This is a genomic window from Hyphomicrobium sp. (genome assembly GCF_019753045.1).
In the GTDB taxonomy this organism is placed as follows: Bacteria; Pseudomonadota; Alphaproteobacteria; order Rhizobiales; family Hyphomicrobiaceae; genus Hyphomicrobium_B.
The window spans coordinates 23,136-49,643 of sequence record NZ_JAIELN010000028.1 but is presented as its reverse complement, the minus strand read 5'-3'; the positions used below and the strand labels follow the sequence as shown (position 1 = coordinate 49,643).

The window sequence follows — 26,508 nt, the reverse complement described above, 5'->3', positions numbered from 1 at the left end:
TTGAGGCTTGCTTCATGTTTTCTACAGCGAATGGAGCAGTCTTAGCCAGCGGAGTTTTTGCTTTCGCGATTGGATCGTTTGCAAAGTGGCATCCAGTGCCGCTCGATCAGTTGAATACGTCTCCTGAGAAATGTCGGCGCGTCAGTTGCTATCGACGAACTCCAGAAGTCAGTCGTCCTCATCGAGAAGACGCTGCGCGATGTCCCCTCTACGAGCTCGACTGGGAACCCTGTTAGGTCGCTCTAATCAACCGGCAAAAAACTGCGCGCCCATCGCTGCGGCGGCCGCGCCCATCACAATCACAGTGATCCATCCTAGCGTCAGCAGCATTCCTTGAATGCGGAAGGTTTTCATCACTCGAGTATCGCGGGCGAGAATCAGCATCGCGATCAGGACTGGAACGGCGACCAAGCCATTGACAACTGCGCTATAGAAAAGCGCCTTGATCGGATCGATTGGTGTGAAGTTCAGGATCGTGCCGATGATGGTCGCCACTGCGATCGTCGCATAAAACGCCTTTCCCTCGCGCGGATCGAGAGCAAGTCCGGTCCGCCAGCGGAAGGTTTCTCCCGCAGCATAGGCAGCCGAACCTGCCAGCACAGGAATGGAAAGAAGACCTGTCCCGACTATGCCGGCGGCGAAGAGCAAGAATGCATAATCTCCGGCAATCGGTCTCAGCGCTTCGGCAGCCTGCGCCGAGCTTTCGATATTCGTTTTCCCTGCCACGTGAAGCGTGGCCGCAACCGTCATCATGATCGATATTGCGACCAGATTCGAGAAGGCCATGCCAACGGCCGTGTCGAGGCGGATACGCTGGAGTGCGCTTTTCGCTTGCTGCGGCTTCCGGTTCAGCGGCTGCCGCCTCGGAATTTCATTGATATCTTCGACCTCTTGAGAGGCCTGCCAGAAAAAGAGATAGGGACTAATCGTCGTGCCGAAGATCGCAACTACGGTTTGCCAATAGTTGCTCTGCATGGAGAGGTTCGGCAACAAAAGCCCTGTCAGGGCGTCGCCCCAAGAAACCCGTACGGCAAACAGCGTCGCGACATAGGCGAAGAGCGCAAGCGCAAGCCATTTTAGAACGGAAACGTAGCGTGCATACTGGAGGAAGATCTGCATGAGGATGCAGATCGCGCCCAAGCCGACAACATACAGAAGGCGGGGCCCGCCCATGAGCAAGACCCCGGCGTCGCCCATCGCGCCAAGGTCGGCGCCGATGTTGATGACGTTGGCGAAGAACAGAAGCCCCACCAGCGCGTAAATTAGCGGAGCGGGAAAGCGGCCGATAATGTTGCCGCAGATCCCCTTACCAGTCGTCCGGCCGATGCGCGCGCTGATTTCCTGCACAGCCACCATGAGTGGGTAGGTGAGGAGCATGGTCCACAGCAGGCTGTATCCAAACAAAGCGCCTGCCTGAGAGTACGTGGCGATGCCGCTTGGATCGTCGTCTGAGGCTCCGGTGATCAGCCCCGGCCCGAGCACTCTGAGCAATCTCGGCTTGCTTGGTCCGACCACGGCATCTGCTTGTACTTCGGGATCATCCTTATTCATGCGGCATCATCCGAAGTTAACTCAGCGGCAAGGTCCGCCGATCCTCGACCGACGGCGGAGTTTTTCGGCCAGCGAGGTAAAGCAAGAAGGCCAAGAGTGTTGCTGCCGCTATGGTATCCAGCGTGCTGAGAGACTTAGCGGGTTTAGACGTCACGGCTTTAATCGCGGTTGAAGCGGCGCTGACGCTCGCCGAAGCTGTTTGCTTTGCCGTCTCCAGCTCGTGGTTGGCGACGTTTGTCTTCGAACGCCCGATCAGCCAGAAGATGAAAGCGAGAAGCAGAAAAGCTCCTCCGAAAATCACGCACGACAAAATTGGGCCAACGTACGTGGCGAGCCCCATTGTCCCTGCCGCAAGAGCGAAGCCGGCCGCGGCGACAATGCAAGCGATCATCGCGGCCGAGGCTTCGTAAGACTGTTTCTTGTTCTCAAAAAACTGTTTCAACCGAGCAATGATGGACACGCAAACGTACCTTCTTAAGGGAGTGTCCAGACGTAACCCCATGAGGGTTTGAGCTGTTCCGCCTGTGCCTTGAAGAAGTGCGCTTAATGATGCCGCTGCGAAGTTCAGCGCCCCCAGGCATCGCCAGGTAATCGTCCTGAACTTCCGTCAGTCTGGCACCGCAATGTCTGTTAACGATGAGTCTGCTTCGGTGTTTGGTCAGTTCAGGGAGATAATCGACCGATCCTGGAATGCCTGCATCGCCGCGCACTCAGTCTGTTGGCTCTATCACAATCTCGGCCGCAGCGAGTCGACGATAGAGGTCACGGCGTCGTTTCAGGGGCCACCAGTCGTAGAGAAATGTTTCAATTGGCTTCCAGTTCGCAACCCAACCGACAAGAAGGAAGCTTTCCGCAATAGTGCTGGCAAGAGGACCGGTGCCAAGTCGCGAACGCACGATCTGGCTCAACATGAAGCAGACGACGAGAATCGGCAGGCCGATAGCAGCGTAACGGCGCCCGTTCCGAAAAAGCTCGTTAAGTTCGCGCTGCTCGGCCTCGGCACGTTGTTGGAAGTAATTTCGAAGCGCCAACCTTAGACCGCGCTCCTCTGCCTTCTTGGCTTCAAATGCGGGAAGATGAATAGCTATGGCAAGCTTCGCGTATCTTGGGAGTTCCCGCGCCCACCCCACGATATATTCTGCAGCTTTGTCGTCGAGATCCCTTTCCGTGAATGGCGAAGGATCAAGCGAGTTGAAAAGTTGAGCGAGCTCCGCCACGCGTACTTCGATGATTTGCCGATCTGAGAAGTTTGACGCCATATCGACCGACAATCGCTGAACTGCTGCCTGGCGTAAGTCAGCGTACGGCCAGGGCGCGGGCTCCAGCGTACCGGTCGTCAGGCCCAGGAAATAGCAGGGATTTCGCCATGACAATGCTCCAGCTCGAATGGGGGCGGGAAGCAATTCTTGAATGCACTCTCTGCCGGCGACGCTCATAGGATGGCCACCGATGAAGCTGCTTTAGTGCAATTTCAGCAAGCTGTCGAATCTACGCTGCAGACATCACATGCGGTCACACTCCGAGAGGTGGTGGCGGGAACGTTGTCGGTGACATGTTGTTCGCTGTCGTCCAAGTGCGTGCGCCGCACGCGACTGGAAGCGCTGAAAATCTGGACCGGCGGCAGCGCATATCAGAACTTCGACGATGACAAGGGATTATTCGAAGAGGGGAAGGTTGCCGATATGGCGGTATTGAGCGCCGACCTGCTGCAGGTCTCTGATGCCCGCCTTCGATGGATGAAGTCAGCGATGACAATCGTCGGAGGCAAGATCGTGCACGAAGGCGATTGGCCGGACTATGCACAAATCGGAGATGATTTCTTCTACACTGGGACATAAATCCTTCAACGAATCGAGGCGAGCATCCGCGCGGGGCGATATCCGCGTCGCGTTGGTGCTCGTCGACGACTTCCGCACGTGTGCGCATGGCCAGCTAAAGGCCATGTAGGGCGACACGCCCTAACACGCACAGACCGACAGATGTCAGAGGGGTCGCGGGACATCGATCCGGCCGCGTGGACATTCCAAGGATGCTCGATCCCAATTGGCGAGCCGCGCGGCTGCCTCGTATGTTGTTTCGAGGAAGCCCAGCAGCAATTGATCGGGATCGGACGCGTTTTGCACAACACTGTACGGCAGGATGAACTCGCCCGCCTTCTCGTCAAAGAAGGCTTCGCCGGGCGTGACCCGTTGCGATGAAAAGCCGTTCGGCGCCGGATAGGCATACGAATAGAATGCCGGGTAGTCGACCGGGCCGCCTCCAGGCCAGAAGCCGGCAGAACTGACTTCGTGTGAATAGGCTTCATGCGTTACGGGATCTGGCAACCCAGGAACGCCGCCCGGATGAAGGGGGGCGCGGCGTCCCGAAAATCGCGTTACTGCAAGATCGAAACTGCCCCAGAACAAATGGACCGGGCTGACCTTGCCCAGGAAGCCTGTTCGAAAATACTTCAGCACGCGATCAACCTGGACGAGCGCATGCCAAAATCGGTTCACCGCATCCGCGTCGTAGGACTTATGCATCGTGTCCCTCGCGAATGGAATCGCGTCAGGGATTTCGTTTGGTTTGCCATCGATTGTGGTCGCTACTCCGAGTTCATCCGTCAGTTCACCGAAGCGCTTGTAGAAATCAGCCACGCTCATGGGCTGCAGTGCGAAAGCTCCTCTCGAGCCGTCGGTGACGGTGCCGATCAGGCTGTGATCAATGAAGTCGAAGTCGAACTGCACGCCCCGATTGCCGGCAGGGATCAAGGACGTCGTGAGGCCGCGGGACGTGACATAGAACGTCGCGTGCCACGAGTGGTTTACCCATGGGGCGCGCGCGAGGCGATACTTGCCCACAATCTGCGTCCATAAATGCAAGGTGGCGCAGGTATCCTTCCATGGTGCATAGGGAATGTCGGGCCACGCATTTGTCATGACTGGTTACCTTTTATTTCTGGAAAATAGAGACCTTCCTGTCGGCGGATCCACCACTGGCCGGTCTTGGCGCGTGTGGCCGGATCGGCAAATCGATAGTCGAAGAGAAGCGCACGCACGTGTTTGGGCGGATGGTCGGGAAACGGGTTCTGACCTAGCAACGCAAGCACGGGTGGGCTGCCTTCGAGAAGGCGTCGAAGCAGACGTTCGAACCAAGGATTTTGCGCGAAGTTGCCGTATGCCGCGAACCACATTTGCCAATCGAGCCGCGGCTGATGCGGGATATTCCACGACGGGGCGCGATCGATTGGCCCGGGCTTATACCGGAAGTCGTACTCGCGCCAATTCTGACCGTCGTCCGAACCTTCAACAATGATCTCCGGCCGGCTCGTCGTCGTTGTTGCGAACGGTCCGTAGGCATTGACGATGAGCAACGGCGAAATTGCTTGAGTTATGGAATCCACAACGGGCAGATTTGGCAATGCGAGTGCCTGAAAGATGCGATCGACACCGACAGGGACAACCAACAGCGTCAGCAGAAGCGCGCAGGCCGTCGCGGCTTTTCCCGGATGCGGCGCACGATTTTGGATCCACAGGCTCAGCTTTTGTGGAATAGCGTGCCGGATCGCGGCGTCATCGAAGAGAAAAACGCAAAGCGCAATCGTCAGTAAGTTGAAAAAGCCGTAGTTGCCCGTGAGTATGATCAAGGTTTGGAATATCAGGATGCACCAGGCTGCAAATGCACGCAGCCGGCGCGGCAGAAAGATCAGAAACACGAGAACGAGCTCAATGACGAGCGTCGCCGCGGTGCCGACCGCAAGAATCCCGGGCGGCAACTGAGCGGCATACCACGCAAGAGGCGTCGGGAGAGGCTGCGACATGAAATGGTACTTGAGCGCAGTGAGATCATGCCACGTCGGCTGCGCGGAGAGGGCCTTCACGATTCCGGACATGAAAAGATAGCGGAAGATGAGCCAGCGGTAGAGCCAGACGACGATGCGCGAGCCCGCCGTCAGGAAAATTGCCAGGAAGCCGGATTCGAGCAACAGCAAGTCCCACTGGTAGCTCATGAAGATTTGGCCGGCGTAAACGCACGACAGGTAAAGAACGAATAGCGCGATCAGTGCAGCGCGGGTCCATATTCCGAATACAACGAGAAGCCCCAAAAGAATGCCGAGGCCGGTCGCCGCGAAGAGCGCGTCATCGTTGGCATTCAGCCAGAAGAGTGTCGGCATTTGCCAATAGGCCGACACGCCCCATCCCTGATGTGCCGCATTCAGATATTCGGCGGCAGGACGAATACCACGCTCGCCGACCAGCCCCTGGATTTGCACCGCTAACGATGCGAATGCGATGACGTAAATGCCGCCGAGCAACCGCAGGAACAGCCACGAGACGAGCTCATAACGTTCGGGCTCCGGGTGTGCTCCCCACAAGAAGTAAGAAAGCCGGCTAAGCAGACCTCTGCGCTGCGCGAAGAACGCGTAGGCCCGTTCGCTCACAGCGGCGAATCCCGGGATGTGTTCGTACATCCACCACCAGGCGGCGCGACCCGGCGCGTGACGCAAGGTCCTGTAGGTCGCCGCCGCGCCCGCGTAGATCGTGCCGTCGGGCTCAATGAGTTGAATGGCGCGTGCGAAGTGTTCCCGGGGGATGGCGGGAAAATCCCCCGCGGCCTCTTGGTAAGGCCGATAGACGACGCGGTCGCCGGTCTGCTGCTTCCAATAATTTACCCAATAGCGACAGATCCCGCAGTCGCCATCGTAAACTAATGTTGCGTGTCGTTCTGCGGCCATGATCGATAGTCCTGCAGGAGCGGACAGGCAAACGCGTTAGCCTTCAGAACACAGAATGCCGGAAGAGGTTTATGGTTTCCGAAAGGCGCTGCTTCCTGCGTGACGTTTTTCACCCGACGATAGCGATCGCCCGTTGCACTTAGCGACGTCAGAAAACAAAGTCACCGGTTTCGGTTACTTGCCGTTCGGAAACGGATACCACCGGAAACCGATGGAGGCGGTGGCATTGCATCGAAAGCCGCCAACGAAGCGCCAAAGGTGAATGTCGAGGCCGATGCAATGAGGACAACTTCCAAAAGCGAATTGAACCCCGCATGGACCTACTCCTGACGTTACCGGTTAGCTCCGATTTTCAGTCATCTCGCGCGAGGTTCCGGTCGGGCTGCGCCAAGCGGAGTGCCACCCAGCGTCGGCAGGACGGTAGCTTCTGATTGCACTTGACCTCAATCCTCGGGCGGGCGGGCGAGGCGTCCGCTGCAATGCCGGCCACGCTGGCGGGATCGACATTGAGGTCGCGGGCGCACTTGGTAATGAGCTCTTGTGCGGTCATGCGCGCCAAAAAAGTATTGGCGGCAATAGCAGCGGAGCTGAGCAGTGTTGAAACCCTCGCTTGGGGCGGCGCGCGCAACACGCGCACCGCGCCGCTTGGGCCAGCGATGAATGCGAGGCGCAGATTTGTGAAGCTCGTCGCCAGGCCTTCGCTCGCAAGGTGTGCGGCATTGTCTTTTGAATACGCCTCCGCGGCTCGCCGGGCGAAAGCGCGGTCCTGGCGCAGTCCTAGCAGGGCGACGGCCGAGAGCGATGTCGTCTCCTCAGCGAAGTGCCGTCGGACGACGTCGAGAAACGTTTCCTTGATGAATTGGAATGGGCCGACGGCGGTGGAACGCGGATTGCGAGCCCCGTCTTGACCGCTCGACTCCGCCATCATGAGGCGGTCGAGAAATGTCTCAAGCGTCATCGCAGGCGGCGAGGTTTCAGCGGCCGCGTTTGTTTCGATCCGCTCCGGCGCCTTTTGCGCTTTGTCGGTTTCCTCGGCGGAAGCTGAGACTAGCCCGATAGCGAAAGCCGCAAGTGTGGCCCATGCCAGGGCGGTGCACCGCTGCGGCGTCGTGAGCAGATGCTGACTGCATTCCAGCATCGCAAGCCATCCCGTGACTAATCCCAAGACTAGACAGGCTGTTCCAGCTTATCCAACTCTACTACCTAATTCTATGTGCGCCAACCGGCACACCTCAGACGAGGTCCCTAAGGTGAACCAGTGCCTGCTCATTGGCCCGTTCGCTGACGTGACCGGAGAAATCGAGAAAGCCCACGTCAAGTCTCCGGGCGCGCCGACCCGTCATTGGAGGAATTCGCGGCGGATGCGAATGGTTGCTTCCGGATTTTCCGTTCTTGATTTTGGTTGCATTCGATCCAAGCGCGCCACCGCGTTCGGCACGTTTCCGCATGGATAACGGTGTCCGCGACTTCTTCAGCGTCATCTGCTGTCTTGCGGACTACCTTACATGGCGGCCGAAGTGCGCAGTTGCAACCCTATCATTATGACGCCCACTGCGGCGACCCAGCTTCCGCTTGCTCGCAGTGCGATCAGTCGCCAATCCCTGCCGCCCTGACGGAAGGAAATGGCGAGAGCCGTAATCAACGTGACGAAAACATAACCGATAGCTCCGACCCCGCAGATAAACAGGAGGCGGTCCGTGTCTCGCGTCATCGCTTGGCCGTTCTGGTAGCCGTGCAGCAAAGCGATGAGCGTGCCGAGTCCTAAAAAGATCGGAAAGGGAAGTTTGGCGGCTGCTGCAACAGCCAGGCCGGTGACGACGATGACTGCAAGGTTCCAGGCTGGAGAGATGGACAGAGCCGGTGCAACGACCGACAGCAGCGCTCCTCCGACAAGGGCGACCGGAAATGCGAACAACAGCCAGCGTGCGTTCCGCGGATCCTGAATAGAAGCAAGTATTGCGAGCGCAAACCATGGCACGATGTCCTCAGGACCGGAGAGCGGATGAAGAACGCCGCCGTAAAAGTCGCCGAGGGTCGTGTTGATCAGATGTGCATCGGCGCTCGCCGGCACGCCTACGAGTGCGAGCGCCGCAGCAAAGCCGCGGATCAGCGTTCTCTTTTTCAAGCGACCAATCCCATTGCGCTCAAGAGGAAGTATCCACCGATTGCACCGATCGCGGCGCCGCTGGCGCGAACGAGCTGTGCGCCGACCGGCCAACGGGTGAGTACGCCGATCAAGATACCGCAGAGATGCAAGAGGCCAGTGGCGATGACGAAGCCGACACCGAAGGCGAGGGGATCGGCGGCCTCAGGCAGCTCGCGTCCATGCGCGTAGCCGTGGAAAACAGCGAAGACGCTTACAAGGAGGGCAGCGACCCAAAGCGGAGGGCGGATATTCATCGCGACCGCTAGCCCGAGCGCAATTCCTGAAATCGCAATCATGATTTCCGTGAAGGGCAGATCAAATCCCGAGACGCCGAAGAGGCCGCCGATCGCCATCACAAGCGGGAACGCAATCGGCAGTATCCAGATCGCGGGATTGCCGAGTTGGGCACCCCATAGACCGACTGCCACCATGGCGACGAGGTGATCCACGCCGGTGATCGGATGCATGAAGCCGGACAGCAAACCAGCGGACGTTCCCGTTCCCGTGTGCGCAAACGCCGGCGCGAGGGGCATGAGCGCGAATATCGCGGCCCAAGCCAAGCTCGTTCTGAGCGAAGCGATTTTCATATCCTTACTCCTTCGGGAAATCTTTGGCTTTCAGATACGCGAGAGAAACCAAAATGAGGCGACGCTACCGATGACGTAGGCGGGTAACGCCGCAGCCCATTGAGGCAGCATGGATTGCGTTGTGCGGTGAGCCCACATCAGCGCGAGGACGAGTAAGACGAAGAGGAGTTGTCCGATCTCGACGCCGACATTGAAAAACAGGAGGGCCATCGGCAGGATCGCCGACGGAATACCGATGGTGGTGAGCGCCGTGGCGAAACCCAGTCCGTGCAGAAGACCAAACATGAAGGCGACAAACCAAGGATAGCGAGCCGTGAGGCCTATCTCACCGCGCTGAAGCTTGACGATCTCCACGCCTAGAAAGACGATGCTGAGCGCGATGGCTGCATTGAGCGGCCGCTCGGGAACCCCAACCCATCCGAATGTCGCTGCGGCCAACGACAAGCTATGCGCGACGGTGAAAGCCGTGATGGTGCGAACGAGCATCCATGGGCCGCGCACAAGCCAGATCAACCCGAGAACAAACAGAAGGTGATCGATGCCACGCAGGATGTGATCGATGCCAAGATTGATGTACGTGTTGGCAAGGTCGAGCCAGGCATTCAGATCGTGACCAGGATCGCGAGCGACGTTCACGACAGGATTGGCCGCGCTGACGGTATAGGCTTGGACCGGGCCTTCCATAGTGATGACCCGGATCATCGCCGCCGATTGCTTGCTGCCGAGGCCGGTAAAACTGAGCTGACCGACCAGGCCCTTTTCTCCACAGTTGAGATCGGGCGCATTCCAGACGCAGTGTTCAGGAAAAATCGGATGGTAGCTCAGTTCCGTCGGCGGCATCGTCCACTGCGTGAAGTAGCGGCCAGGCGCCATCTCGCGCAGCGTCATCACGGCCATCGAAGCCTCGTGAGCCGTTGCCGTACCCGCTGAATAGAAATGGGAGCCGAGGAAGGTCAGCAACGTCAACAAAAGTGCTGGCGCACCGGCGAACACGTTTCGCGCAGCACCGATCATGGCTCACCGCGCTTGACGACGTAGGCCTTCGCCATGTCGCGTATTGCGGCCACGCCCAGGCGGCGCGCGCGGTCGTCTTTCCACTCGTTGATGAGCTGGGTCTGGATCTCGTCCATTCGAACGGCGTGGCCGGGAACGAAAGAGTCGAGACGGATGATATGCCAGCCAGCAGCTGACTGCAGCGCCGTCCACTTGCCGACTGGGAGGGCGGCGATCTGGTCGACAAATGTCTTGCCGAAGGATGACTCGAGACTTGGCTTCGGGCGGTCGGCAAAAATTTGCGCGCGCAACCGCACCTCTTCCGGCTCGCTGCCGGATTCGATCTGTTGAAGCGTCGTTTTGGCCTGGGTTTCGGCTTCCGGTCCGGTGAAAGGGACCTCGAAGAAGCTGACAAAATCTGGAACGTCGTACTGGCCGCGTCGCTCTTCGAACCATTCCGAAAGTTGTTGTTGGGTCGGCTCTTCGACGTTGACGTTGCCAAATACGAGAAGGCGCATTTTCTGCATGATCCGCTCGCGGATCATGTCGTCGCCGCGGTCAAGGCCCTGTGCGAGAGCCTCGCGATAGGTCACCTCGTTGAGGATCCAATTATCGATCAAGCGCGAGAGCTCGGCTTTGCTCGGCTCGATGTCGTGCTTCTCTTTGTAGAGGTCGATGATTGATTGCCGAACCTCAGGCGTCACTTCGATGAGTCGCTCTTTGCTCACTGATGGCGTAACGGCGGCGTGGACTGCAAACAATAGTGCGCCGATCAGCAGAAAGTGCAGAAGCGGTTCGCGCGCCAAACTTGCAAATGCTGAATTCCGTGGAACGTCTGTTGACGGCATCGTTCTGCCGTCGGCAGGCGGCGTGAAAGTCATAACGGCTATTGGACTCCCTAACATCTCGGTCGCGGAATTCGGCCGCGTGTGGCCGGCACTCACTGCGCGAGCAAACTGCGATTAACCGCACCGAGATGTCGGGCCTATGACAGTGCAAAGCGATGGAGCGAAATGAGTTTCGTTCAATTTGCGCCGACGGGTCGCTTTCCTGGGACGCTGTTATTTTTCCTTCAGACCTCTGTCATCGTCAGTAGTTATCCGTCGCGCGGTCCGCTCTGAAGCGGTTTAATCAAGAGGCTAAAGGGAAGTTGAGGGGTATGTCTAAATCAGATTCGTACAGTCGCCGTGTCGCGCAAGCGTCCGCGCTGGTGATCGCAGCGAGCGTTGCCGGGTTCGCGCCGGCCAACGCCGGAAATTCCGCTGAAACTGACAGCTATATGGCGGGTGACTTTCACAACCACACCACCTGCACCGACGGCACCACCTCGCTCGAGACGATGATCACCAAGTCGATCAATACGTTCGATCTTGACTGGATGGCACAGGCCGGCCACGGCGGCAGCTACACACGTGATTGCCGTTACGACGATCCGGAAGGTGATTCCTCGAAGACGGGCAGTGGCAAGCTCTGGGAACAGACGATCGGCGCCGGCGCAATCAAAGGCGACGTCGTGAACTCGACTTCGAGCTCTCCGGATGGACTCCCTCACCGCGCCATGTGGCGTTGGCAGATGCTTCAGGAAATCGTGTATCCCGAAGTTTCGCGGATGTCGAAGAAGCTCAAAAATCCGATGCTGTACGTTGGCCTCGAGACAAACTCTCCCGGCCATGAGCACGTCAGCAGCACGGTTCTCGGCGCGCAGCGTTCTTGGGATTGGAAAGGCCGCACGGGCAACGCCGACGCGCTCGCCGAGTTCGAATACCGGTTCGATCGCAGCGACACGGATATGAGCGGTCCGGGCGGTACGCCGGGCGTCGCCAATAGCGGCATCTGGAAGGGCAAGGTGGCGAATGCCACGGGCGCCGGTCTGGGCACTGCGAACCACATGAACAAAGCCGTTCCCAGCGTTGCCTGGATGCAGGCCCATTATCCGCTGCAGAGCTACTACGTTCCTGCTCACGTCGAGCGCGCTGGCGTGTTCGACCCGAACGGCAACCGTGGCTTCAACGTCGAGCACTTCCGCGACTTCAATAATGCGGGCCCGACGGTTGCAGTCGGCTTCGAAACGATGCCGGGCCATCAGGCCAGCAATAACCGCGGCGAGTATCGCAAGAATTTCGGCGGTGCGGGCATCGACTCCGCTGGCGTAACGACCTTTGGCGGCACGGGCATTTACGGCGCCAAGATCGGCGGCCTGTGGGATGCAATGCTGGGCGAAGGCCGCAATTGGTTCTTCTATGCGAGCTCCGATTGGCACAACCGCGGCGCGTTCAGCCCGTACGTTCGTGAATCGACGCAGGACTTCTATCCTGGCGAATATCAGAAGCTCTACATCCCGCGTGCTGGCAGCCGTTCAGTTCTGCTGCGTCCGCAATACATCGTCGATGCGGTTCGCGCCGGCAACTCGTTCTCGGTTTCGGGTGACCTGATCTCTGGCGAGTTGTCTTACAAGGCAGAGATTGTCGAGGAATGCGAGAGCCACAACAAGAAAAAGCCCTGCCCGAGTACGGCAGCTCCCGCTAAAATGGGCGAGACTTTGGTTGTTCCTCGCGGCAAGTCGGTTCGGATCACGCTCACGGTTACCGATCCGGACAAGGCGAATAACTCGCCGTACAAGTTCAACAACCCATCGCTGCTCCAGGTTGGAATCAAGCAACCGCTGAACAAGCCGAAGCTTGACCATGTCGATTTCATCCGCGGCGAAATCACGGGCGTTATCGCGCCGACTGATGCGAAGTACACGGACGCGACCAACTCCTCGGCTGCCATTTATGCCACGTTCGATGGCAGCAAGTGGACGAAGAAGGGCCAGACGCGTACGATGAGCTTCGTTATCCCGAACGTCCAGAGCAACCAGTACATCCGTGCGCGCGGCACCAACCTGCCTCGTTCGACGCCGGTCGAGACCGATGCTCAGGGCAACCCGCTGGCGGATCTCGATCCGACGGCAGTTACGGATGCGAAGAACACGATCCCCTGCACCGACAAGTCTTGCCCCGCGCACATGCAGGTCTTGAACGGCCAGAAGATCTCGAGCTACGACGTCGCAGCTTGGGCGGATCTGTGGTTCTACACGAACCCGATCTTCGTCCGTGTATCTGATCAGCCGAAGCTTCTGGTTGAGAAGAACGCCGAGCTCGCACAGCAGCTCGCGAAGAACTAAAGGCAGAGGTGCGATCGTTATCTAGCGGTCGCACCGTCTTATCTAGAGATGCGACTGGGGGCCGGGTTCCGGGCCCCCAGTTTTCTTTTTCGCAAGCGCTATGCAAAGGCGGATACGGCGGAGCCGCGGCCCTCGGGGCTGCGCCATGTATCTATTTCAAAGCATGAAAAATTCTGAGCGGCTCAATAGCCGCGCGCCGCGTTGCCGTCTATTGGCGCGTCTATTACCGATTCAACGAAGCAGACGCGAGGGAGCGTGATGGCCGGACGAGACCAAAGCAGGGCAGCTTCTGAGGCTACAACCTTTCGGCCTTGGCATAGATGTTCAAGGGATATCTGGCGGCGCGGCATTTTCAGGAGGTACTGCCACCGGCATTAGTGGATTGCTCTGGTGCGGCAGGTCTTGGGACGTGACGGTGAAGGGAATGACGCCGCCATCCGAGTGATGGTGCTGCCGCACATCGGCAATCCATTCGATCTGATATTTGCCTGGCGGCAGCGGCTTGGTCACCGCGATCTCGACCTTGAAGACATCCTCATCCGTCTTTGGCCATTCGATCGGCCATATCTCGCGCCCGTTGTCGACGCCGACAAGCCGGACCTCGGTCACATGAATTTCCTCCGAGAAAGTGATCTGCATCTTCGTCGGGGGATCTCTGAGGATATCGCCGACGGAGGGAACGGAGGCGTCATACATTTCCTGAGAGCTTGCCTGCGCCGGCATGAGCAGCGATGCTCCAAGTACCAGCATGGGGATGTAGACGCCGATCACGGTAACGGTCCTCATGATCATCTTCTTTTGGACGAGGGGCCTTGGTCTGGAAAGCAAGCGTCATCAAGTTTCAAGAGAAGTTGACCGCATAGCCGAATGAATCGAGCCGTTTGGGAACCGCGTTGAAGGCAACCGAAATGCGCCGGTTGCCGTGATTCACCGGCACTTCGTGAAGCAAATAGCTCGGAAACAAAACGAGGTCCCCGGCAGAGATCGCCGGCATTGCCCATTTACTGCCGTTGAACGGACCGTATTTCACATTCTTGTTCTGATTGCTGAAGATGAAATCGGTGCCGCCGAGGCTCTTGTGAAATACCAGATTCGCAGAGCGATGAGAGTTTGTCAGGTAGAGCACGCCTGATACGAAGCTATTCGCATGCGTGTGGATCGCTTGCTTTCCGCCGGTTTCCAGGATGTTGATCCAGATCTCTTTGATCATCCACTCGAGGTCTTCGCCGAATAGTAGAGCACCGAACTCGACAAGCTTGGGCCGGATGAGCTCGCTCACCTCGAGAAAAGACTCTCGACCGCCCGGGCTCATAATTTCGCTATGCGACAGCTGGTTCGATTTGTCGTTATCAAGCTTGCGGGAAGCTGCGAACTCGCCTGTCAACCGGCGTATCAAGTCTTCATCCAAAAGCTTTTCAACGCGCATCACCGGAGTGGGAAATAGCTGAGCAATTTGGCTCATGAATGCTGAGTGTCTCCGAAGTTAGCCGCGCCCTTTTGCCTTTGTCATGTGAACAACCGATGACAGTAAAAGCACCGGAATATTTCGGTAGCGCGCCAACCGGCATCGCGCCATTGTCCCGCCCGAAAAACGTTTCGGAGGGGAAATGCTGAAGGCTTATCGCCATCTTCTTATTGTGGCTTGCGTCTTCCCACTTTGTGCGCAACCTCTGCAAGCTGCCGGTCTGACTGTCGCTGGCGATAGTCCGCGTGACAACGTAACGCTCACGATCGAAGACATGGCCATGGGCGCTATCCTTCAGAACCTCGGAGCAAAATACGGATTCAAAATTCTGGGAGTGGAGAAGGTCGACGAGGGCGGCGACACGCTGTCCGCAACTCTCTCTGGAAACCTCAACAGCATTCTCGAGCGCCTGCTTCGCAACCGCAACCACGTTATCGTTCGCTCAGCCGATACCGTTAGCGGCATCGAGAAGGTCATCGTCATCGATGCTGTTTATGGCGCCCGCCAGGCGAAGGCCGCTGTGAATGGGGCCGCAGGCCATGCTCCGGAAGCGCCTAGTCAGGCATATTCCGACGACGGGAAACGCACTCGTCCGCGAAATGTTGGAAGCGGTCCGGACGAATGAGTTTTCTGAGCATGTGCGTGTAGATCCACATGCCATGTACTGCGCCGTTTCTCTAGTGACTGAGGTTCACGGAGAGCGATGTGCCATCGCTGCGCTCCAGAAACACGGACGCTGTTTCCACCCTCGCAACGCGCCAGCTGCCCACCATATCCCCGCTCTCGACTCGAAAGCTCGTTCCATCGGCCGCATTGCGCAGGAGCGCTATTGCACGATCTCCGTTGAGAACCACGCCGAGTAATTCGTAGACTGGCTTCTCACCGGCCGGCGCGTCCTGGTGCTTGGCAGTCTTGGCCTCGTCCGGGCGCCTGCGGCTTGGCGCGAGCAGAGGGCGCTCGACCGTATCCCTCAGATCTTCTTTCGCGATCGCTACCAAAGGATTGCCGATTGAGATTTGTCCCGGCGCCTCGTTTCCATCGTCTGATGACAAGTCGGGATCGGTTTGTTTTTGCGGTTCGCCGGATGCGATGGCCGGCGCGGAGGCTATGGGGTTTGGCTGCTGGTTGTCGAACCAGACCAGGCAGGCAAGAGCCAGACAAGCCACGATCATCAGGTGGAGACGGTACTGCTTCATCCCTCAGGGCGTCCCGTTCTTTTTGGAGAAACCGCTCAACTGAAGCGTCACATCGTAGGGGCCGATGTAATTCGGATCGGGGGTGTTGAAATCGCCCTGCTTGGACCGGATGGCAATCTCATCGAGGAAGATCAACGGCGTGCCTGTTTCCAGGTCGTAAAGAATATCGCGGAGCCCATCGACTCCGACGCTGATCGAAAGACTCATCGGAATGCGCACCAAATTTCCATCCTCCTGCGGCGGCAGGATTTGAAAGCTTGATGCGGCTCCGTCGTGCGCGACCACGAGATTATTCAGCAATTTTTGCAGGTTGGCGCCCGCGATGCCTGTGGTCTCGCCTTTGAGAAGCAGATCCGTGTCCTGCCCGAGCATGGCCAATTCGCTGTTCTCCTTACGAACCCCTCCCTCCGTGGCCAACTGCTGTTGGAGCTTCGATAGTTCCACCTGATGTTCCGCTATGGCGGCATCGATTGTGCTCAAGCGCACGAAAGGCGCGGCTGCGAATAGCACCATGAGCGAGAGTGCGGCGGCCAATACAGAAAGGGAAGCGACGCTGGCGGATATCTTAGAGCGCGCGTTCATGGCTGGGCTTCCAAGTTTGCGCCGCCTTCGGCGCGGCCGACGATGGAGAATGTCCCGACGGTGTCGCCTTCTTGGCGTGTTGTCGGAGCGGAAAAGCGAACGTCCTCAAAATGCGGGCTGTCCTCGAGTGTCGTGATCAATGCCGTTGGGTCATCGGACTTTCCAACGATACGAGTCTCGCGGCCGTGGATTTCAAACTCCGTAAGGTAGGCGCTGTCCGGCAATGCCCGGCTCATGGCTTCGAATAGGAGAAATGCAGGCGGCTCGGTGATTTTGCGCTTGGTCAGATGCTCGCGCTGTTCCTTGAGGCGCGTATTTTCGTCGTTGAGCTTCGTGATCTCCTCGACTTGCGATTTGGCGGCGGTAATTTTCTCTTCGAGGCCATCGTTCCGGGACGTACGGTCGAAGTCCAAGTAGAAGCCGAAGCTTCCCATCGCGACGCTTGCCGCGAGAAGAACCATCAACACAATGTGCAGCACATGCCCGGTCTGCTTTAGCGCATCCGCTTCCAGGGACAGGAGTTCGATACCAGTCGCTGCTGCGGGTTCCGATGCGAAGTCGACCGCGTATGGTCTCAGTCCGAGCGCGTGAGCTCGATGCAATGCGTTGTCGACGATCTTTCGCGTCGTTGCAGCGACGTAGATGTCGAGTTGGTCCGGCGCGTCCGCATTGGTGCCGACGATCTGGTAGCCATAGTGGGTCTCGTCCACCGGCCACGGGACGATGCGATCCATCTGGTTTCGCAGAAGGGGCTCGACGAGATCACTTGCGGCGGTTGGAATTTGAATTGTACGGTCGACGATATCGCTTGCCGACAGCCGTAATAGAATCTTCCTGCGGTCTTTGCTTGCTTCCTGAATGGCACGCTTTTTCAGTGCCGCGATCTCCTCGGGGGCGGCGTTCGGCGAGAGTTTTAGGACAAGTCCGTTAGCGCTCGCGTCGTTGGCGTGCACAGACATTCCTTCAGGGGCGTTTAGGATAAGCGTGCTCCAGCCGCGCGGTCCCGAGTTGCGGGCCGTCAGTATGCGGCTCAAGTCGCGGATCCATCGCGAATAAAGTTGAGCTGCGGCGCTGGAGAGTTCGTCTACGGTCATGGTTCTGCTCGGGCGATCTCGTGCTGCATGTCGGTCAATTGAGGAGTGCAATGGGACGTTCGGAAATCACGCGGTAGGGGGCATCGTTATCGAAAGCGGGGATGAGAACGAACGCTTTGGCTGCACGATAGTCCTGGCGGGGCGTCTGCGTTTCGACAGACACCAAGTAGGCAGGGCCGGTCTCGTCGGTGAAGAAGGAGCTGACTTTGTCCATCACTGCAGGAGCACTCGACTGGTCTTCGACGGCGGTCCGCACGTACGTCCGCACCTTCTCGATATCGAATAGGGTCATGTTGGGAATTGAGGAGAGAACGGAGTCTGGTGCGAACCGAGGATTTACAAGACCCTCGCGGCTATAGACGGTGAGGTACGGCAGGAGCTGCTTGTAGAGTTCGAGCGTCATGCCCTCGACGTAACGGAGTTGCGTGACATCTAGGAAAGCTGCAGGTCGCGATGGATCGATCGATTTTGCGCTGCTAATTTTAGTATTCTGGTCCAAATCGCCGACCGTCTCGCCGCGGACCTGGAGAATGCGATCGCGGATTTCTCTCGCTTGTTGGTCAGACGAGGTGAATTGCCGAAAGAGGCCGAGTAGAAGGTCGCCATCGGCTCGGTTCAAGTCGATGAGACCGTTGGGGTCCGCCATGGTGATCTTCAGGTTAGCGCCAGCAAACACCACATGGTGGGGCCTGCCGTCCGCCAGCCAACGGAGATCCTCATCGTCATCGATCAAATGTGCGGCCGCGATTTCGGCGCCCGCATCGAGAAGCGCTTCTGCACTCGTTATCTGAATTTCAGACGATGCCAAGGACGCTCCGCTGCGGGCGGTGACACCGAAGGCCGACACGAGAAGAGCCGCGGACGCGACGATCCAGAGAACGATGAGGAGCGCTACACCACTTTGTCTGCCCGTCTCTGTGTCGCTGCACCCGTCCGGGAGTGGAAATATCGGTCTACTCATGTCCAGCTTTCTCTCTGGCGTTGGCTTCGTCTTGATCACTGTTTGATGCTTTCCCAAGTGCGCCGTCCGTCGAGGCGCTGCAAAGCGGAGACTTATCCTCGATGCAGGCAAGTTCCGCATCGGCGCGAATGGCGACTACGAGCGGCGGCGTGAGGGGCTTCTTCTCACTGACGTCGATGATCTCGAGGCGGACGAGACCGGGCAGCCGGTTCGCGTAGGGCCACGACATAAGCCAACCTTTCTGGCCATCGCTCGCCACGGCGTAGGAAAATCGATAGACGAACGATCCCTCGAGCAAAGACACGCGATTTGCGGGCGTCGCGCCCGGAAAAGTCTGCATGGCGGTCTGATAGGGTGCGCGCGCTCTGATCAGCTCTGTGCCTTGGCCTGCTGCTGCGGCCGAATAGCTGACGAAATAGAGACCCGTTTCAGATGGGTAAGGCGGCTCGACGGTGACGAAGGAGAGCGCATCGCGCGTGCCGGAAAAGACGTAGCGCGGATATTCCCCGTTGGCGTTGATCAAGCGCTGCAGGCCGGCTGCATCTCTTTTCAGGATGTCATATGCGCGGGAGACCATGTCCAAGGTCTCGATATGTTTTGAATTCGCCTCCCAGTTCGTCGAGAAGGTTCGGATCCCAACACCCAAGAGCCCGAGGACGACGCTCAGAATCGTGATGCTGACGAGCAATTCGATGAGCGTGAAGCCGGCTTCGTCAGCCCGCTTGAAGCGGAACTTCGTCTGGTTCTGAAGCATCGGTGCGAAGCTATTCATCGACACGACCGAACTTCAGCGTATCAAGTTGGAGGCGTCTCGCGCGGTCCCAGGTGACAGCGACGCGGATGCGGTTGAGGCGCCATTGTTGGGATTTGATACTGGCCCAAGGAGCCTCCTCCCGCGCGATATCGATTGACCAGTTGAAGCGGCCGTCCGAGCCTTTGCGGGAACCTGGATGAATATTCCACCCGCGGGTTGCTTCGGCGAGCATGGATTGTGCAATAATTCGCGCTCTCGTTCCGTCTGTCGCAGCACTCGCCGCCCGCATGGCGGTCGCGTGCGCCTCGTATAGGCCGACGAACGCAATTGCGAGGATCGTCAGAGCCGTCATGGTCTCGAGAAGCGTGAAGCCTGCTTGAGGATCCGCAGCCAGCTCCTCAATTGAGCACCCTTGTCGACACGCGGCCTGTGAGCCAGTTGACGCGAACCTCATAGGCTTGCCTTTCAGAACTCAGTTTAATCGTCGCTCCCGTGGAGCTGCCGTTCGGAAAGAAGCGAATTCCGCTCGTCGTCGGGGAGCGGCGTTCGCTTTCAGCGGCAGTCACGTCGACAGCAATGGCGCGATTGATAGTGACGGGCGCGCGTCCATCGTCGAACGCGACCCGGCGGGCATTGACGTCGATGATGGCGACGCGGTCCTTTCCCCTGGCGATGGCAGTGGAGCGCAGATCGCGTAAGCGGGAAGCTGTCTCTATCGCAGCCGCCTTCAGCTCCAGCGCGGCCGTTCCGGGGCGATTGAATGCCGACAACGCGACGACCATCATGCCGACAACAACCATAACGGCCAGAACCTCGAGCAGCGTGAAGCCGGCGGCGTGATTGCCGGGCGCGCTAATCCCCGGTCGAAACATCCTGATCCTCGCCTGCTCCACCCTCACGCTTATCGGCGCCCAGCGAAATGATGTCGAAGGCGCCGTGCTGGCCCGGGAAGCGGTAAATGTAGGGCTGTCCCCAGGGATCGAGCGGCACCCGATCGATCTTGAGATAGGGGCCGTTCCAGGCATTGACGCCGGAAGGCCGCTGCACGAGCGCGCTCAGTCCCTCGCGTGCATCTGGATAACGGCCTGTATCGAGCTTGAACAATTCAAGCGAGGTGCTCAGGCTCGCGATCTGGACCTTGGCGGTCTTCGTACGCGAGCTGCCGAGATAACCTATGACGCGCGGCGCAACGAGGCTCGCGAGAAGCACGAGGATCACCATCACCACTAGAAGTTCGATGAGCGTAAAGCCTGCCTCGTGGGATCGGTCCCGTGTGTTGCGGCCGTCGTGCTTGCGGTGACGGTCCTTTGACTCTCCATGGCGTCTGCGGCGCGAAAGATGCAGCATTGAAAACATGGCCTTCCTTTTCGATCGTGTGTCGATGTTGCTAGAGCGCCAAGTCATTGACGCTGATGACGGCGCTCAGAATGGACATGATGATGCCGGCGACAAATCCGCTCACGAGCAGAATGATGACGGGCTCCAGGATCGTGAAAGTCCGCTGCACCGACGTTTCGAGTTTTTCCTCGAACATGTCCGCCATGTGGGAGAGAGAGGCCGTCAGGTTGCCGGTCTCTTCGCCGACGCGGAGCATGTTGACGACGACGGGCGGGAACAAGCCGGAGCGTGACAACGGTTCGATGAAACTCTTTCCTTTGCGAAGCGCGTCGTAGGTTTCGTCGAGAACGTCGGCCGCGAACTTGCTGCCGATGACGTCACGCACAAGCTTCATCGCGACGGGCAATGCAACTCCATTCTCAAGCAGAATTCCGAGTGCGCGACAGAAGCGGATCGTGAGATTGAGCTGCATAATGGTGCCAATCAGCGGCATACGAAGCAGCGACGTCTCGATCCTTTGCCGGCCGAGTCCCCGTTGCCAGGCAAAGATGATTGCCAGTACGGCGATGCTGAGCCCGATGAGCAAATAGTGGCCATTGGCGATAAGCCAATCCGATGCTCCGATAACGACGCGGGCCTGTTCAGGAATAGTTGTCCCGCCCTGAATGATCATTTGCTTGAAGCGCGGCACGACGAACAGAAGCATGATCGCGACGGCGGCGATGGCGACGACAATCAAGATGCTCGGATAGAGAACTTGCGACAGGGCTTTGCCGCGGAGCTTTTGCGCTTTCTCGCGCCATTGCACGATGCGATCGAGAACGGGCTCGAGCGTGCCGCTCGCCTCGGCGACGCGCACCATGCTGACGTAGATGGGCGGGAATGCCTTGCCTTGGGCCTCCAGTGCTTCGTGGAAACTCTTTCCACTCCTGATCAGCCCGGCGATGTCGCCGATGAGCCGCTTCATGTTTTTGGAGCGTGCATCACTTTGCAAGAAGCCGAGACATTGATCGAGTGGCAGGCCCGCTTTCAGCAGCATGGCCAGCTCGCGCGTGAAGAGGGTGATCTGGCTGTTGGAGGTTTTGACGGAGATATTTCCGATCGCGCCGTTCCCTTTGCCAGCGCGCTTACCTTCGCTGACATCGATCGCCATGTGTCCGAGTTTGTTCAGGTACTCGATAACGCTGGCGGGACTTACGGCTTCCATTTCGCCGGTCAGCTTGCCGCCGCTGCGGGTAACAGCGCTGTATCGGTAGAGAGTCACTGGAGATCCTCGCGGCGGCTATATGTCAAGCGCCACCCGGCGCACTTCCTCGGGCGTGGTCAGCCCGGCGCGGCACTTCGCGAGCCCGTCCGTGATCATTTTGGTCATGCCGTTGCGGCAGGCCACGTCCTCGATTGCTGCCGGGCGCGCATTTGGCTGGATGAGATTGCGGATCTCATCGTCCACGTCGAGCACCTCAGCGATGACGATGCGATCGCTGTAGCCGGTGCCGAAACATCGATCGCAACCGACCGCACGCCACTGCTCTTGCACGGCTAACTCCGACGCCATCGAACCGTGGTGCCGGGAAAAGAAGGCTTCTTCCGGCGCTGCCTCTATTTTCTTGCAGTGGGAGCACAGGACTCTTACGAGCCGCTGACCGATGACGCAGCGGAGCGATGAGGCAAGAAGGAACGCGTCAATGCCCATATCGAGAAGGCGCGGGATGGCGCCCGCTGCGGTGTTCGTATGGAGCGTCGACAGGACGAGATGGCCCGTAAGTGCCGCATGAATGCCGATGCTTGCTGTTTCGGCATCGCGCATCTCGCCGACCATCATGACGTCGGGGTCGTGCCTCAAGAACGAACGCAAGGCGCTCGCGAAGGTCAGGCCGATTGCAGGCTTCGCCTGCGTTTGATTTACGCCTTTGATCTCGTACTCGATGGGATCCTCGATGGAGAGGATTTTCCGGTGCGATTGATTGAGTGCGGAAAGCGCGGTCGCGAGCGTGGTGGTTTTGCCGCTGCCCGTCGGCCCCGTGACGAGGATCAGCCCATAGGGGGCTGAAAGCTGGCTGCGAATGACGTTCTCATCGCGTGGTGAAAAGCCGAGTGCGGTGAAGTCCAAGACGCGACGGACGTTGTCGAGCAAACGGATTGCGACGGCCTCGCCATGGATCGTGGGTATGGTAGCGATGCGCAAATCGAGGCGGTGGTCGTCGACGCGGATGCGGGCGCGTCCGTCTTGGGGCAGGCGCCGCTCGGCAATGTTCAGGCCAGAAAGGATCTTGATCCGCGAGATGATCGCCTTCGACATTTGCGATGGAGGCGGCGTCGTATCACGAAGCATGCCGTCCACGCGCATGCGAACGGCAAGGAGTCCGTCGAACGGCTCAATATGGATGTCGGTGGCACGCGCGTGGACCGCATCCTGAAGCATTTGATTCACAAATCGTACGACCGGCGCGCCGAGGGCCATGTCGCGTAAATGCTCGACGTCGTCGCCTGATGTTTCAGTTGGCGCCTCCGTCCAAACCGACGGCGCATCGCGGCGACGGGCCGCATGCTCGATCGCGTTCTGAATGTCTTCGGCCGATGCGGCGAGTGGGACGATCGGGCGCTCCAATGCGAGACGCACGGCGTTGATCGTCTTGACGTCGGACGGATCCTCCATGGCGAGGAGCACCGCGCCGTCGACCTCTTCGAGCGGAAGGACTTTATTCTCGCGCAAGAACGCATGAGAAATACTGCTGAAAGCGGATGGCTGGTTCAGCCATTGGTCTTCGCGGACCACCCGAACGCCGTGATACTCGGCAGTCGCCTGAACCAGAGCGTGCGTTGTCAGCGCAGAGGACTTTCGCAAAGCGGCATGCAGCGTCGCGCCCGTCTCCCGACGAAAGCGCTCGACCTTCTCGAAGTCAGACCTCGATATGAGGCCACGCTCCAGCAGATAGTCCTCGAATGCGGGCGCGCCATCGCTCGCGACGCTCGCGTGATCGCTCGTTCTAGCGCTTTGGATTTGAGTACCGTCCACCGTGGGCCAAGGGGGTTGCGCACTACCAGACCCGCTCGAGGCAGTGGCCGTGGATGCAAAGCTACGATTACTCAATGCCGTGCGGCATCGCGGGGCGGACATTGTCGCAAAGCTGTGACAGGCGGATGTCATGGCATGGCGGGGGACATCAACAAGCAGGCGATGACGGCATTCGGACTCTGGTCTCGGCGAAGTCGCCGACGGCTATCGTTCGGCTGATGCCTTCGTTGATGAACCTTCGTGGGGGTGAGCGCGAACGGTGGACGATGACGTGGGATGCGAAGGCGCGCGTTGCGAAGGATTTATGACGTTACGTGCGGGCAACAGGCGAATTTCAAAGACGAAGAGCGATGAAGGAAACTCGTGCGATGTGCAAAGCTATCGCGATAAGGCGTCGCGCGCTCTGTTTCGAGTCATCGAAGGTCTAGCGTCGTGAACGAGAAAGAAGCGGGAATGCTCGCATTTTGGCTGGTCCTGGTATCGCGCACGCCGCGTGAGCAAGAGAAGTTTCGACCGGTCGACCGCGTTCGAAGCTCGATCGCGAGAGGGTAAGATCCTGCAAGTTTCCGATTCAGCACTTAGCGGCGCAAGGCGCTCGCTAATGATTTGCCGGTTGCGTTCGTTCCTGGCGAGCCTTGTTTGTGCGGTGCTTGCCGCCTGTTCGGCTCCGGGCGTGGTGCCCTCGTTGGCGCCGCCGGATATGATCGACCAATTGTCGAATGCAGATCTATCCGCCAATGGCGGACGGCCGACGCGACAGCAAAGTCCGGAAAGGTCGAACGTCGATGGATATGCCGAGAAATATCCAGGCACGGACACGGTGGCTAAGCCCAGGCAAACATCGCACGGTGTCACGCAGGGGCGGAACGGCTTTGAGCTGAATTTCAACGATGCCGAGCTTTCGGATCTGACGAAAGTCATATTGAAAGACACGCTCGGCATCCCGTTCGCCTACGACCCCGCCGTGCAGGGACGTGTGACGCTATCGACCGGCGGCGCCGTGTCGCGTGAGGAATTGCTTGCGATACTCGAAAGTACGTTGGCGATGAATCACGGCTCCTTGATCGTCGAGGGCAGCCTCTATCGCATCGTCCCGATGACGGAAGGCAATCTCAAAGCCGTCTCTTCCTTCGACTATGCGAGAGAACGTGAGTCCGTCGGTCCAGGGTTCGGCGTGACGATCATGCCGCTCAAGTTCGTTTCGAGCACGACGATGATGCGGATGCTCGAGTCCGTCTCGGCGCGCCAGGACGGACTCGGCGTGAGCGTCGAGAAGAACCTGCTCATCATTCGTGGCACGGGCCGCGAGCGTGAATCGCTTCTTCAACTGGCATCGACGTTCGATGTCGATTGGATGCGGGGCCAGTCGGCCGGCATCTATGTTCTAAAGAACGCGGCGCCCGATGATGTCATCAAGGAACTGCAGCAGGTCTTCCAGACTGAAGGGCAGGGCAAAGGGCTCGTGCTCTTTCAGCCGATCGCCCGATTGAACGCGATCCTGGTTCTGACACAGAAATCGAAACTCCTGGATGAGATCGAATCCTGGGTCGCCCGTCTCGATCGCGCCGGTGGCGAGGGTGAGGACTTTTACGTCTACCGCGTGGAGAATGGCCGGGCCAAGGATCTTGCAGCATTGCTCATGGAGGCGTTCACGGGATCCAGTGGAGGCGGCGGGGGCCGTCAAGCCGAGGAAACGCAGGTTGCGCCGACCGAGATCGCCACCACCATGAGCTCGCAAAGCCGTGGAAGTAGTAGCAGCGGCACTAGTAACAGCATTGGCGGAGAACGGGAGGGCCCAGCGTCGTCCGACAAGCGGGCTGGTGACAATGCCATTGCGTCGGCGGCAACGTCATCGCTTGCAGCCGATACCATGGTGATTTCGGGAGGCGGAGGTGGCCAGTTGCGCGGGGCGGGGGTTCGCGTCACGCCGGATGAGCGCAACAACAAGCTGCTCATCAAGGCCTCGGGCTCGGACCTGCGGAAAGTCCTCAGCATTCTGCGCCGCATTGATCAGCCGCCCTTGCAGGTTCTGATCAATGCCACGCTAGCGGAAGTGACGCTCAACGATAACCTCAAGTATGGCGTGCAATTCTTCCTGCAGAAGAACGGCGGTAAAGGCGGCGGCCTTGGCTTCACGAATGGATCGCAGATCGAGATTTCGCCGGCCGCTCCCGGCCTGAACTTCATTGTCGGCAACATCGCGTCGAACCCGAGAGTCGTGCTCGATGCGCTGGCGACCGAAACCGCGGTGCGCGTTGTCTCGTCACCGTCGGTCGTGGTGCTCCATAATCAGACGGCGACCCTACAGGTCGGCGACGAGGTTCCGATCACCACGCGGCAGGCGACGAGTGTCATCAATCCGGACTCGCCGGTCGTGAACGAGATCATGTTCAAAAATACCGGCGTGATCCTCAAGGTGACACCGAGGATCAATTCGAACGGTCTCGTGACCATGGAAATCGAACAGGAAATCAGCGCCGTTACCGGCGCCACGAATTCCGAGACGTTGACGCCGACCATTTCGCAGCGTCGCATCAGCAGTACGATTGCGGTGCAGAGCGGCCAAATGGTTGTACTCGGTGGTCTCATCAGCGAGCAGGTCGATCGCGAGAAGAAGCGTGTTCCCGTTGTGAGCAAGATTCCTTACCTCGGCGACTTGATCGGCAATACCACCAACGGGCGATCCAGAGCAGAGCTCGTCGTGTTCTTGCGGCCGACCGTCATCCACGATCCGCAGGACGCAAGCAACGTAACGGAGGCCGTTCGCAGCGGAATGCAGTCCATGGCACCGCGGGCCGCGGCTTGGGATACCGGGGGCGATAATCGGAAGCTCAAATAGCTGGCTACAGCCGGGCGGCAGGAAAGCCCGGTTGATTGAAGAAATAAAAAGTCCGGTTGCGAAATTTATTCAAGCAGCCCTTTTGCACGGGCTGCTTGCGCGTTCG

The 26,508-nt window shown here is 58.7% G+C and carries 26 protein-coding genes; 4 read left to right on the top strand and 22 right to left on the bottom strand.

Annotated elements, in window-relative coordinates; all coding sequences use genetic code 11:
- Positions 1-246: 246 nt before the first annotated feature.
- From K2Q04_RS21315 to K2Q04_RS21305, 3 genes are all read right to left on the bottom strand, one after another.
- Positions 247-1,551, bottom strand: coding sequence for a divalent metal cation transporter (locus K2Q04_RS21315; RefSeq protein ID WP_291167430.1), 1,305 nt, complete (start codon positions 1,549-1,551; stop codon positions 247-249).
- 16 nt (positions 1,552-1,567) lie between these two features.
- Positions 1,568-2,011: a hypothetical protein gene (locus tag K2Q04_RS21310; RefSeq protein WP_291167427.1), complete on the bottom strand. Its 444-nt coding sequence runs from the start codon at positions 2,009-2,011 to the stop codon at positions 1,568-1,570.
- 250 nt (positions 2,012-2,261) lie between these two features.
- A complete protein-coding gene (locus K2Q04_RS21305; RefSeq protein ID WP_291167424.1) occupies positions 2,262-2,924 on the bottom strand; it encodes a hypothetical protein in 663 nt (220 codons plus the stop codon).
- Between the two features lie 66 nt (positions 2,925-2,990).
- On the opposite strand from K2Q04_RS21305, the gene K2Q04_RS21300 reads away from it, so the two are divergent.
- Positions 2,991-3,389: an amidohydrolase family protein gene (locus tag K2Q04_RS21300; RefSeq protein ID WP_291167421.1), complete on the top strand. Its 399-nt coding sequence runs from the start codon at positions 2,991-2,993 to the stop codon at positions 3,387-3,389.
- Positions 3,390-3,533: 144 nt separating this feature from the next.
- On the opposite strand, the gene K2Q04_RS21295 is transcribed toward K2Q04_RS21300, so the two are convergent.
- From K2Q04_RS21295 to K2Q04_RS21265, 7 genes are all read right to left on the bottom strand, one after another.
- Positions 3,534-4,469 (bottom strand): DUF5996 family protein, encoded by a 936-nt coding sequence (locus tag K2Q04_RS21295; RefSeq protein WP_291167418.1) that lies wholly within the window; start codon positions 4,467-4,469, stop codon positions 3,534-3,536.
- Entirely contained in the window at positions 4,466-6,265 is a 1,800-nt protein-coding gene (locus K2Q04_RS21290) for a lipase maturation factor family protein (protein WP_291167414.1), read from the bottom strand. Before K2Q04_RS21290 ends, K2Q04_RS21295 begins: the two co-directional genes overlap by 4 nt.
- A 352-nt stretch (positions 6,266-6,617) precedes the next feature.
- Positions 6,618-7,403: a hypothetical protein gene (locus tag K2Q04_RS21285; RefSeq protein WP_291167410.1), complete on the bottom strand. Its 786-nt coding sequence runs from the start codon at positions 7,401-7,403 to the stop codon at positions 6,618-6,620.
- A gap of 363 nt (positions 7,404-7,766) precedes the next feature.
- Positions 7,767-8,390, bottom strand: a complete 624-nt coding sequence (locus K2Q04_RS21280) for a HupE/UreJ family protein (protein ID WP_291167407.1) — start codon at positions 8,388-8,390, stop codon at positions 7,767-7,769.
- Positions 8,387-8,998, bottom strand: coding sequence for a HupE/UreJ family protein (locus tag K2Q04_RS21275; RefSeq protein WP_291167404.1), 612 nt, complete (start codon positions 8,996-8,998; stop codon positions 8,387-8,389). Before K2Q04_RS21275 ends, K2Q04_RS21280 begins: the two co-directional genes overlap by 4 nt.
- A 30-nt stretch (positions 8,999-9,028) precedes the next feature.
- Positions 9,029-10,012: a HupE/UreJ family protein gene (locus K2Q04_RS21270; protein ID WP_291167401.1), complete on the bottom strand. Its 984-nt coding sequence runs from the start codon at positions 10,010-10,012 to the stop codon at positions 9,029-9,031.
- Positions 10,009-10,872 carry a peptidylprolyl isomerase gene (locus tag K2Q04_RS21265; protein ID WP_291167398.1) on the bottom strand — a complete coding sequence of 288 codons (864 nt, stop codon included), beginning with the start codon at positions 10,870-10,872 and terminating at the stop codon, positions 10,009-10,011. The genes K2Q04_RS21270 and K2Q04_RS21265 overlap by 4 nt, the downstream gene beginning before the upstream one ends.
- A gap of 278 nt (positions 10,873-11,150) precedes the next feature.
- Between K2Q04_RS21265 and K2Q04_RS21260 the strand changes: the two genes are divergently transcribed.
- Positions 11,151-13,157: a hypothetical protein gene (locus K2Q04_RS21260; RefSeq protein WP_291167396.1), complete on the top strand. Its 2,007-nt coding sequence runs from the start codon at positions 11,151-11,153 to the stop codon at positions 13,155-13,157.
- Positions 13,158-13,481: 324 nt separating this feature from the next.
- Here K2Q04_RS21260 and K2Q04_RS21255 read toward each other — a convergent pair whose 3' ends face one another.
- Positions 13,482-13,943: a copper resistance protein CopC gene (locus K2Q04_RS21255; RefSeq protein ID WP_291167393.1), complete on the bottom strand. Its 462-nt coding sequence runs from the start codon at positions 13,941-13,943 to the stop codon at positions 13,482-13,484.
- 55 nt (positions 13,944-13,998) lie between these two features.
- A complete protein-coding gene (locus tag K2Q04_RS21250) occupies positions 13,999-14,619 on the bottom strand; it encodes a TIGR02466 family protein (RefSeq protein ID WP_291167390.1) in 621 nt (206 codons plus the stop codon).
- A gap of 145 nt (positions 14,620-14,764) precedes the next feature.
- Here K2Q04_RS21250 and K2Q04_RS21245 point away from each other — a divergent pair, with 145 nt between their 5' ends.
- Positions 14,765-15,247 (top strand): hypothetical protein, encoded by a 483-nt coding sequence (locus K2Q04_RS21245; RefSeq protein WP_291167389.1) that lies wholly within the window; start codon positions 14,765-14,767, stop codon positions 15,245-15,247.
- Positions 15,248-15,299: 52 nt separating this feature from the next.
- Here the strand turns inward: K2Q04_RS21245 and K2Q04_RS21240 are convergent, their stop codons facing one another.
- The 10 genes from K2Q04_RS21240 to K2Q04_RS21195 are packed head-to-tail and all read right to left on the bottom strand — an operon-like array spanning position 15,300 to position 23,563.
- The gene (locus K2Q04_RS21240) at positions 15,300-15,818 is read right to left on the bottom strand and encodes a hypothetical protein (protein WP_291167388.1); all 519 of its coding nucleotides are present in this window, start codon (positions 15,816-15,818) and stop codon (positions 15,300-15,302) included.
- Positions 15,819-15,821: 3 nt separating this feature from the next.
- The gene (gene gspM, locus K2Q04_RS21235) at positions 15,822-16,400 is read right to left on the bottom strand and encodes a type II secretion system protein GspM (RefSeq protein ID WP_291167385.1); all 579 of its coding nucleotides are present in this window, start codon (positions 16,398-16,400) and stop codon (positions 15,822-15,824) included.
- The gene (gene pilM / locus K2Q04_RS21230; RefSeq protein ID WP_291167382.1) at positions 16,397-17,494 is read right to left on the bottom strand and encodes a pilus assembly protein PilM; all 1,098 of its coding nucleotides are present in this window, start codon (positions 17,492-17,494) and stop codon (positions 16,397-16,399) included. Before pilM ends, gspM begins: the two co-directional genes overlap by 4 nt.
- 34 nt (positions 17,495-17,528) lie before the next feature.
- Positions 17,529-18,455, bottom strand: coding sequence for a type II secretion system protein GspK (locus K2Q04_RS21225; RefSeq protein ID WP_291167379.1), 927 nt, complete (start codon positions 18,453-18,455; stop codon positions 17,529-17,531).
- A complete protein-coding gene (locus K2Q04_RS21220; protein ID WP_291167492.1) occupies positions 18,448-19,227 on the bottom strand; it encodes a type II secretion system protein J in 780 nt (259 codons plus the stop codon). Before K2Q04_RS21220 ends, K2Q04_RS21225 begins: the two co-directional genes overlap by 8 nt.
- Complete coding sequence (locus tag K2Q04_RS21215; protein ID WP_291167376.1) at positions 19,220-19,663, bottom strand: prepilin-type N-terminal cleavage/methylation domain-containing protein; 444 nt, start codon at positions 19,661-19,663, stop codon at positions 19,220-19,222. Before K2Q04_RS21215 ends, K2Q04_RS21220 begins: the two co-directional genes overlap by 8 nt.
- Positions 19,608-20,081: a GspH/FimT family pseudopilin gene (locus K2Q04_RS21210; RefSeq protein ID WP_291167373.1), complete on the bottom strand. Its 474-nt coding sequence runs from the start codon at positions 20,079-20,081 to the stop codon at positions 19,608-19,610. The genes K2Q04_RS21215 and K2Q04_RS21210 overlap by 56 nt, the downstream gene beginning before the upstream one ends.
- Positions 20,062-20,556, bottom strand: a complete 495-nt coding sequence (gspG, locus tag K2Q04_RS21205; RefSeq protein ID WP_291167369.1) for a type II secretion system major pseudopilin GspG — start codon at positions 20,554-20,556, stop codon at positions 20,062-20,064. The genes K2Q04_RS21210 and gspG overlap by 20 nt, the downstream gene beginning before the upstream one ends.
- Before the next feature lie 40 nt (positions 20,557-20,596).
- The gene (locus tag K2Q04_RS21200) at positions 20,597-21,811 is read right to left on the bottom strand and encodes a type II secretion system F family protein (protein WP_291167366.1); all 1,215 of its coding nucleotides are present in this window, start codon (positions 21,809-21,811) and stop codon (positions 20,597-20,599) included.
- 18 nt (positions 21,812-21,829) lie between these two features.
- A complete protein-coding gene (locus tag K2Q04_RS21195; RefSeq protein ID WP_291167363.1) occupies positions 21,830-23,563 on the bottom strand; it encodes a GspE/PulE family protein in 1,734 nt (577 codons plus the stop codon).
- Positions 23,564-24,164: 601 nt separating this feature from the next.
- Between K2Q04_RS21195 and gspD the strand changes: the two genes are divergently transcribed.
- Positions 24,165-26,402 (top strand): type II secretion system secretin GspD, encoded by a 2,238-nt coding sequence (gene gspD, locus K2Q04_RS21190; RefSeq protein WP_291167360.1) that lies wholly within the window; start codon positions 24,165-24,167, stop codon positions 26,400-26,402.
- Positions 26,403-26,508 lie beyond the last annotated feature (106 nt).

What these genes read in the sequence shown, in the direction of transcription:
- K2Q04_RS21315 (WP_291167430.1), bottom strand. Translation starts at nt 1,551, where the DNA reads ATGAATAAGGATGATCCCGAAGTACAAGCAGATGCCGTGGTCGGACCA.
- K2Q04_RS21300 (WP_291167421.1), top strand. Translation starts at nt 2,991, where the DNA reads ATGGCCACCGATGAAGCTGCTTTAGTGCAATTTCAGCAAGCTGTCGAA.
- K2Q04_RS21295 (WP_291167418.1), bottom strand. Translation starts at nt 4,469, where the DNA reads ATGACAAATGCGTGGCCCGACATTCCCTATGCACCATGGAAGGATACC.
- K2Q04_RS21290 (WP_291167414.1), bottom strand. Translation starts at nt 6,265, where the DNA reads ATGGCCGCAGAACGACACGCAACATTAGTTTACGATGGCGACTGCGGG.
- K2Q04_RS21285 (WP_291167410.1), bottom strand. Translation starts at nt 7,403, where the DNA reads ATGCTGGAATGCAGTCAGCATCTGCTCACGACGCCGCAGCGGTGCACC.
- K2Q04_RS21275 (WP_291167404.1), bottom strand. Translation starts at nt 8,998, where the DNA reads ATGAAAATCGCTTCGCTCAGAACGAGCTTGGCTTGGGCCGCGATATTC.
- K2Q04_RS21270 (WP_291167401.1), bottom strand. Translation starts at nt 10,012, where the DNA reads ATGATCGGTGCTGCGCGAAACGTGTTCGCCGGTGCGCCAGCACTTTTG.
- K2Q04_RS21265 (WP_291167398.1), bottom strand. Translation starts at nt 10,872, where the DNA reads ATGACTTTCACGCCGCCTGCCGACGGCAGAACGATGCCGTCAACAGAC.
- K2Q04_RS21260 (WP_291167396.1), top strand. Translation starts at nt 11,151, where the DNA reads ATGTCTAAATCAGATTCGTACAGTCGCCGTGTCGCGCAAGCGTCCGCG.
- K2Q04_RS21255 (WP_291167393.1), bottom strand. Translation starts at nt 13,943, where the DNA reads ATGAGGACCGTTACCGTGATCGGCGTCTACATCCCCATGCTGGTACTT.
- K2Q04_RS21250 (WP_291167390.1), bottom strand. Translation starts at nt 14,619, where the DNA reads ATGAGCCAAATTGCTCAGCTATTTCCCACTCCGGTGATGCGCGTTGAA.
- K2Q04_RS21245 (WP_291167389.1), top strand. Translation starts at nt 14,765, where the DNA reads ATGCTGAAGGCTTATCGCCATCTTCTTATTGTGGCTTGCGTCTTCCCA.
- K2Q04_RS21240 (WP_291167388.1), bottom strand. Translation starts at nt 15,818, where the DNA reads ATGAAGCAGTACCGTCTCCACCTGATGATCGTGGCTTGTCTGGCTCTT.
- gspM (WP_291167385.1), bottom strand. Translation starts at nt 16,400, where the DNA reads ATGAACGCGCGCTCTAAGATATCCGCCAGCGTCGCTTCCCTTTCTGTA.
- pilM (WP_291167382.1), bottom strand. Translation starts at nt 17,494, where the DNA reads ATGACCGTAGACGAACTCTCCAGCGCCGCAGCTCAACTTTATTCGCGA.
- K2Q04_RS21225 (WP_291167379.1), bottom strand. Translation starts at nt 18,455, where the DNA reads ATGAGTAGACCGATATTTCCACTCCCGGACGGGTGCAGCGACACAGAG.
- K2Q04_RS21220 (WP_291167492.1), bottom strand. Translation starts at nt 19,227, where the DNA reads ATGAATAGCTTCGCACCGATGCTTCAGAACCAGACGAAGTTCCGCTTC.
- K2Q04_RS21215 (WP_291167376.1), bottom strand. Translation starts at nt 19,663, where the DNA reads ATGAGGTTCGCGTCAACTGGCTCACAGGCCGCGTGTCGACAAGGGTGC.
- K2Q04_RS21210 (WP_291167373.1), bottom strand. Translation starts at nt 20,081, where the DNA reads ATGTTTCGACCGGGGATTAGCGCGCCCGGCAATCACGCCGCCGGCTTC.
- gspG (WP_291167369.1), bottom strand. Translation starts at nt 20,556, where the DNA reads ATGCTGCATCTTTCGCGCCGCAGACGCCATGGAGAGTCAAAGGACCGT.
- gspD (WP_291167360.1), top strand. Translation starts at nt 24,165, where the DNA reads ATGATTTGCCGGTTGCGTTCGTTCCTGGCGAGCCTTGTTTGTGCGGTG.